Genomic DNA, 6,041 nt, shown 5'->3' with positions numbered 1-6,041 from the left:
CTTTTGCTCCCTGCGAAGCCGCCATCAGCGGCGGAAGCCCGTGCGAAGCGGGCAGGTTCGTCAGCGCGACGTTGATCAGCCGCGTGATCCGGTTGCTATCGAGCTCGTAATCGACCGCGGGCGAGATATAGCGATACTTCCGCGCCCGGACCTTCTCGGCCGCCTCCTCGGTCCAGCGGACATTCACGGCCCAGAGCGCGCCCTCGCGGACCTCGGGCCGGAACCATGCGGCCGCCTCGCCCATGCCCTTCGAGAAGCCGAACAGAGAGGCGTGGTCGTAATCGAAGAACAGTTCGGCGCCGTGCGCCTCGAAATCGGCGAGGACGCGCCGCGCGGCTTCCTCATCGAAGAGGAGGAGGCCCTTGTACGACTTGTTTACGCCCGCGCGGAAGAGCAGCACTTCGCCAGGGGGATCCCCGGATAGGTCGACAAGGCGAAGCGTGGCACGAGACGTGCGTTTCATCGGGTGTAGGGCCCCTCAAATAGGAGCCCTCTACCCTTGGGGGTTTAATCAGCCATATCTGGCGGATTGATGGATGATTCAGCGCGTCAATTGACGACGAGCACGAAATCGACGCCAGTTCACCCGGCGACAGGCAACCGTCCCTTCAAATGGTCGGCGTTCATTCTCTCACACCATGCGCCAAATCCCTCGCTCTCCCCACCCCACGCGAGCTCTTCGGCCTTCTCTTCGAGGGGGACATTCCGCACGAGCGTGGCGAGCTCGCGGTACAGGAGCGCGTCCTCTCGACCGGCCTTCAGGGCCGCCGCGACACGCTCCGCGCCCCAGACCTCGACGTCCCAATCCGTCGCATCTTCCGGGATATCTTCAATATGGCCGTATCTCGACAGGAGCGCGGCCGCCGCCTCGATGCCCACCCCATCGAGCCCCGGGATCTGGTCGGCGGCATCGCCCACGAGCGCGAGCAGATCGGGAATGCTCTCCGGATCGACGCCGAACCGATCCCGCACGCCATCCGCCGCGAGCTCCCGACCACGAGCACGATCCACGAGCACGACGCCCGCCCGCGTCAGGCATTGCGCGAGGTCTTTGTCCGGCGAGAGGAGGCGGATCGTGGCGAAGTCCTGCGCGTACTTCTGGCATGCCGTGGCAAGCGCGTCGTCGGCCTCGAACTCGTCCATCGACCAGACCACGACCCCGAGCGCGCGCGCCGCCGCTTCCGCGTCCTCGAACTGCGCGCGCAGGGCCGCCGGGACGACGGTATCGTCCTTGTATCCCTCGAACAGCTTGTTTCGAAAGCTCGTGATCGGGTTGTCGAAGGCTACGGCAAGATGCGTGACCTCGCCCGCCTCGAGCAGGGTCACGAGGGAGGCCACCATGCCCACGGTCGCCTTGACGTCCTTCCCGTCGACGACGCGCCGCCGGCCTCGCGAGAAGTGAGCGCGGAAGAGCTCATACGTGCCGTCAACGACGTGCAGAACCTTCCCGCCTCCCGACAAGGCGCGACGCCCGAGCTCCCGCGGCTGAGACTTGCCCGCCGGAGCCAGGGGAAGCCCCTCGTCCTTCGCCAGCGCGTCCCAATCCACGCGGCTCGCGAGCGTGCTCGCGCCGAGGGCAGCGAACGCGCCCGCGACACGTTCGAGCGTCTCGGCCCGGAGCTTCGCCGCCTCGGCCGCCGCGATGGCTTCCGCCCGCTTCGCCTCAGCGACGGCTCGCCGCGCTTCCGCTTCCGCCTTCGCCACGTCCGCCCGCCGTCGCGCCTCGAGCACCTCGGCCTCGGCTTGCGCCTCCCGCTCCTCGGGCGTCCTCGTGTCCCACTTCGGCCACGGCGCGAGGCGTTCGTCCCCAAAGTTGAACAGCGCCCACGGCCGCAACACCTCGAAATGCCCCGTCGTCGCGAGCCCTTCGGTGTCCGCCCGTTTCCCCTCATGGCGGACGGCGTTATGCACCTTCCCGAGCGCATGCGAGCCAATCGGCGCAGGTTCCATGGTGAGTGTCTGCCGGAGGATCGCCATCGCCGCCGCGCTGTCACAGTACCGGATCCCGCGCTCGAACACCTCGACCGCGCTCGCGCCGTCCGCCTGGACGAGCTCGTAATCCCAACCCGCCGCCGCCTTGCCCTCGCTGTCAATATCGACCGGGAGCATGATCACCGGCGATTTCCCCGCGTTGACGAGCGCGTCCTGGTACGCATCGCGCTCCCGCGCCGTCTCGTCGCTCTCGTCGAGGGCCGCGGGATACTTCCCGACCCGCGTAGGATGCCCGTAAACCTCGGAGTAATGGGCCCAATCCGTGAACATCTGTTGTTTCGCGAGGTAGTACATCGCGACCCGCCGGACGGCGCCGTTCATCCAGGGTGTCTGGCTCCCCGAGGCGAAGATCGCCCACTTGTACGGGTCCGCGCCGATCGCGATCTGCGCGGTCGGAGTGCCGACCTTGTAGGTAACCTCGTGCCCCTCGAACCACAGATCGCGCGGATGCCAGACCTCGAGCAGCGGCAGCCATTGCCCCCGCTCCTCGGTCCAGTTCAGTTGCACGACCGCGACGCCGAGCATGATCAACCACTTCAGGACATCACGCAGGACAGGCTCGGGACAGAAGCGCCACCAGACCTCCGCGGCCTTCTTCTGCGCGAGCTCCGCCGCCTCCTTGTCGCCCGTCTCGGTCGAGACCTCGAACGAGAGCGGCAGCGCGAGCAGCCCGTCGATCCGTTGCTGGAGAGCGCCATCGAGCCGCTCGTCGGTCAAGAGCGCTTCCGCGAGGTCTGCTGATTCGCGAAAGTCTCCCGCTTCATGCCGTTCGAGCGCTTGGCGCACGCGATCGTTATCCCAGCCCATGAGCGGCGCGAAGACATGTTGCGCGTAGCGGACGCGAGGAGCGCGAGTCATCGGGTGTACCTCGTGAGCTTCACCGGCCGTTTATTCGCCGCGGAGAACGAGCCCGCGATCCGCCCTGCGGGCGAGGAAAGCAGGTCATGCGCGGCCGCGCCGGCGTCGACCTGGTCGTCTTCGTCGTCGTCCTGCCCCGTGAACCGAAGATGCTCCGCCAGGAAGACATTGACCCACGAATCCGGGCCCACGTCTTCCGGGAGGAGCACGCGGCCGTCGTTCCAAGACGCCGCGTAGGGTTGCGCCCGCGTGAACTTGTCCGCCTTCACGCGGCGCGCCTCGACCGTGAAGCCCCGATCCGACATGAAGGGGACGATCATCTTTTCGAACACCGTGACGTAGCCCATTGCCTTGCATCCCCCGTGCGCCCGTTGCAGCCGCGCGCCCTCCGCGGCGAACTCGGGAGCGAGGACCTGCTTCCGCAGGCACTCGAGCACGTAGTAAACGCGCCGCCCGCGCTCAGGTTCGTGCGAGCGCATGACGACCGCCGACGAGTAATCCGCATGCTTTCGCGCGGTATACGCGAAATCCACGCCGATCCCGTCGCGATACTCCCGCACGACATCGAGGGCCGCGGAGGTATAGAGGGCCGGCTCAGCGTTGAACACGGCCCCGCCCCGAGGTCTCGGAACGCCTTGATACAGCGAGGCCCACGTGTACTCTCCGACCTCGCGCCGCCGCGCTTCGAGCTCCGCCGCGGGCCATCGTTCGGGCCAGAGCGCGCGCCCGTCGTCGGTGAGCGCTGGGAGGCGCAGGTATTGCCACCCCTGGGAGATCAGCCGCCCGGAGAGGTCCTCGGGATGCCACCGCGTGGCAAGGACGATCGCGCTCCCGCCCGGCTCGACCCGGTTGATCGTCGAGCCCTGCCAGAGGTCCCAGATCCGGGAGCGATACGTCGGGCTTTCCGCCTGGATCCGGTTCTTGAAAGGGTCATCCACGAAGAGGACCCGAAAGCCCTTGCCCGTCAGCGAGCCGTTTAGCGCCGTGAACACGGCCCGCCCACCCTCGCGCGTGCGCCACTCGCCGACGCCCTTCGCGCCCGCATCGAGCTCGACGCCGGCCGCGCGCGCCATCGCCCGAGCGTCGCGGCTCTTGCTGTTGGCCAGCTCGATCCCGTACGTGGCGTAAGCGATCGGGAGCGTGGGATCCTTCCGCAGATACCACGCAATCGCGTGGAGGATCGTGTCCGTCTTCCCGTGGCGCGGTGGAGCGTGGATCACCGCGCGGACAGGCTCGCGCCGCGCGCGCTCGAGGAGCTCGATCAGCGGGCCAAGGTGATCCGGGCGCGCATACCCGGGCGTTACGCCCGGTACGAACGCCGCGAGGCCCTCGGAGGGAGCCGCCGCGATCCGGCCGTGCTCCTTGAACGAGAAATCCCCCACGCGGTAGCCGAAAGCCTTCGCCATCGAGCTATTCCCCGAGGTACGGCTCCGGGTTTGCTTTGAGCTCGGCCAGGAGCTTCTCGAGCGCCGCGATCTGTTCGGGCCTCCCGATCTCCCCCGTCGCCCAATAGATTTCCAGCTCCCGACAAGCCTTCCGATCCTTCCAGCCACTCTTCGCGCCCGCATCCCACGCGGCGCGGAGCTCCTTCGGGAGCGTGGGGGGACGAGCGACGTCCACGTGGACGTTGCCATCCACGCGCGTATGCCTGCGGTTCCACTTCTCGGGATACCGCGCGCGCAGAATGTCGAGCGCGAGCCGAGGATCCTCCGCGGCCCCTTGCGTCGCGATCGCGGCGAGCCGCGCTTCGCCCTTCGCTTCCGCGGCGCGGATCGCCGCGTCGAACGCGGGATCCTGCCTTCGCCAATCTCGCAGCGTGCGCGGCTTGATCCCGACGAGCGCGCAGACGGTTGGCCGGTGGAGTTGACCGAGCCGGAGCGCGTCGAGGATCTGCTTTTCGACCTCGGGGGTTCGGAGGGTCGGGCGGCCGCCGTTCATCGTCTACTCCAGCAGGTTTCGGAAATCGTCAAACTCGTCCCGGGGCTTGGCGCCTCCGTTCCCGCCCCCCTCGAAGCGCCCCGGCTCGGGAGCCGTGGCCGTGCGCGAGGAGAGGCGCCCTTCGCGGATCGCGATGGCATCGAGCAGCCGGTGAACGTCGCGCAGGATCACGCTCGTTTCGGGGAAGACGATCCGCCGCTCCCGCTCGATGCGCACGGCTTCCTTGAGCCGGCGTTTCTCGACGCGGAGCAGCCAGCGGAGGGTCTTGACGTCCGCGTCCATCTTCGGCGCGTCGGGGTTCGGTTCGGGCCGCCCATCGGCGGAAGCGCGCTCGGCTTCCTCGGGGGTCAACGGTTGAGCGCGATCCCGCGGCCCTTCGCTGCTTTGGTCCATGACGGCCTCCGGATCAGGGGGTGCATGAGCATGTGGCAATCGTTGCAGATCACGATCAGATTCGCGGGATCGAAGACGAGTTCCGAGGCGATCCCCGAGATGGAGCAGGGGATGATATGGTGAACGTGCCGCGCCGGAACGCCGCAGCACTCGCAGAAGCGGCCGCGTGCTTCGAGCACTTCGCGGACAACGCGACGGTAACGGCTTTGAGGGGTCTCGGCCCTGGGTTCTGCCATCTCGCCCTTACGCCGCGAACGTGTCATTTTCGGCCCGTTTTCGGTCGCATTGTGGACGCCGGGCCGCCGATCTCGCGTTCGACGACCGCGAGCCGCCGCTCGAGGGCGACGCAACGTTCGCGGAGCTCCTGAACGGCAAGCGCGGCCGCTACCGGAACCGGACAGGCCAGATAAAGCCCCTCGAGCCGCACCATCGCCCCCTCTCGACCGCGCCGCGAAACGAGGATCTCGACGTGGTGCTCCTTTTCGAGCGCTCGGAGCCGCCGCAGCAGCCGACGGCGCCAATCAGGATGCGTCGTCGCCTCGCCGATCATGGCCCCCGCTTCCGCAAGCTCGATGCAGCCGAGCAGGCGTGATTCCACGCGCGCCGCGTTGGGGGTACGCGCCGCGACTACATTGACCACCGCCTCCCAATTGGAATCCATCGGGGCCATAGCGGACCTCTCTTCGTCGAAGGGTCGCTCCGGTCGGGGATCAGGGGAAGCAAAAAATAAAATGTCGAGCGCGGTCGGGGCGCCTCGACCCCGGGGAAGATTTTCGACGAGCGCCGGCCGCCGCGCGGAGGCCCCCTCGACCCCCTTGCGCGCGCCGAGCTCGCGCCCCTCGACCAGGCCCGGCCTCCCG

At 67.9% G+C, this 6,041-nt stretch carries 7 protein-coding genes; all 7 read right to left on the bottom strand.

The window, feature by feature from the left end; all coding sequences use genetic code 11:
* Positions 1–400 (bottom strand): phage protease (locus GF068_RS43060; protein WP_206079680.1); only part of this gene is annotated, 400 nt, incomplete at its 3' end.
* 182 nt (positions 401–582) lie between these two features.
* Positions 583–2,850 (bottom strand): phage portal protein family protein, encoded by a 2,268-nt coding sequence (locus tag GF068_RS46795; protein ID WP_153825401.1) that lies wholly within the window; start codon positions 2,848–2,850, stop codon positions 583–585.
* The gene (locus GF068_RS43050; protein WP_170320061.1) at positions 2,847–4,256 is read right to left on the bottom strand and encodes a terminase large subunit domain-containing protein; all 1,410 of its coding nucleotides are present in this window, start codon (positions 4,254–4,256) and stop codon (positions 2,847–2,849) included. The genes GF068_RS46795 and GF068_RS43050 overlap by 4 nt, the downstream gene beginning before the upstream one ends.
* A 4-nt stretch (positions 4,257–4,260) precedes the next feature.
* Positions 4,261–4,788 carry a hypothetical protein gene (locus GF068_RS44060; RefSeq protein ID WP_170320060.1) on the bottom strand — a complete coding sequence of 176 codons (528 nt, stop codon included), beginning with the start codon at positions 4,786–4,788 and terminating at the stop codon, positions 4,261–4,263.
* A 3-nt stretch (positions 4,789–4,791) separates the two neighbouring features.
* The gene (locus tag GF068_RS43045) at positions 4,792–5,181 is read right to left on the bottom strand and encodes a hypothetical protein (protein ID WP_153825399.1); all 390 of its coding nucleotides are present in this window, start codon (positions 5,179–5,181) and stop codon (positions 4,792–4,794) included.
* Complete coding sequence (locus tag GF068_RS47580) at positions 5,136–5,417, bottom strand: HNH endonuclease (RefSeq protein WP_420814187.1); 282 nt, start codon at positions 5,415–5,417, stop codon at positions 5,136–5,138. Before GF068_RS47580 ends, GF068_RS43045 begins: the two co-directional genes overlap by 46 nt.
* A gap of 23 nt (positions 5,418–5,440) precedes the next feature.
* Positions 5,441–6,041 (bottom strand): hypothetical protein (locus GF068_RS43040; RefSeq protein ID WP_206079679.1); only part of this gene is annotated, 601 nt, incomplete at its 5' end.

The organism is Polyangium spumosum (genome assembly GCF_009649845.1).
Taxonomy (GTDB): domain Bacteria; phylum Myxococcota_A; class Polyangia; order Polyangiales; family Polyangiaceae; genus Polyangium; species Polyangium spumosum.
This window is presented reverse-complemented; position numbering and strand designations above follow the sequence as displayed.

Bases quoted from the DNA above. Each gene is read 5' to 3' on its own strand.
- GF068_RS46795 (WP_153825401.1), bottom strand. From the start codon at position 2,850: ATGACTCGCGCTCCTCGCGTCCGCTACGCGCAACATGTCTTCGCGCCG.
- GF068_RS43050 (WP_170320061.1), bottom strand. From the start codon at position 4,256: ATGGCGAAGGCTTTCGGCTACCGCGTGGGGGATTTCTCGTTCAAGGAG.
- GF068_RS44060 (WP_170320060.1), bottom strand. From the start codon at position 4,788: ATGAACGGCGGCCGCCCGACCCTCCGAACCCCCGAGGTCGAAAAGCAG.
- GF068_RS43045 (WP_153825399.1), bottom strand. From the start codon at position 5,181: ATGGACCAAAGCAGCGAAGGGCCGCGGGATCGCGCTCAACCGTTGACC.
- GF068_RS47580 (WP_420814187.1), bottom strand. From the start codon at position 5,417: ATGGCAGAACCCAGGGCCGAGACCCCTCAAAGCCGTTACCGTCGCGTT.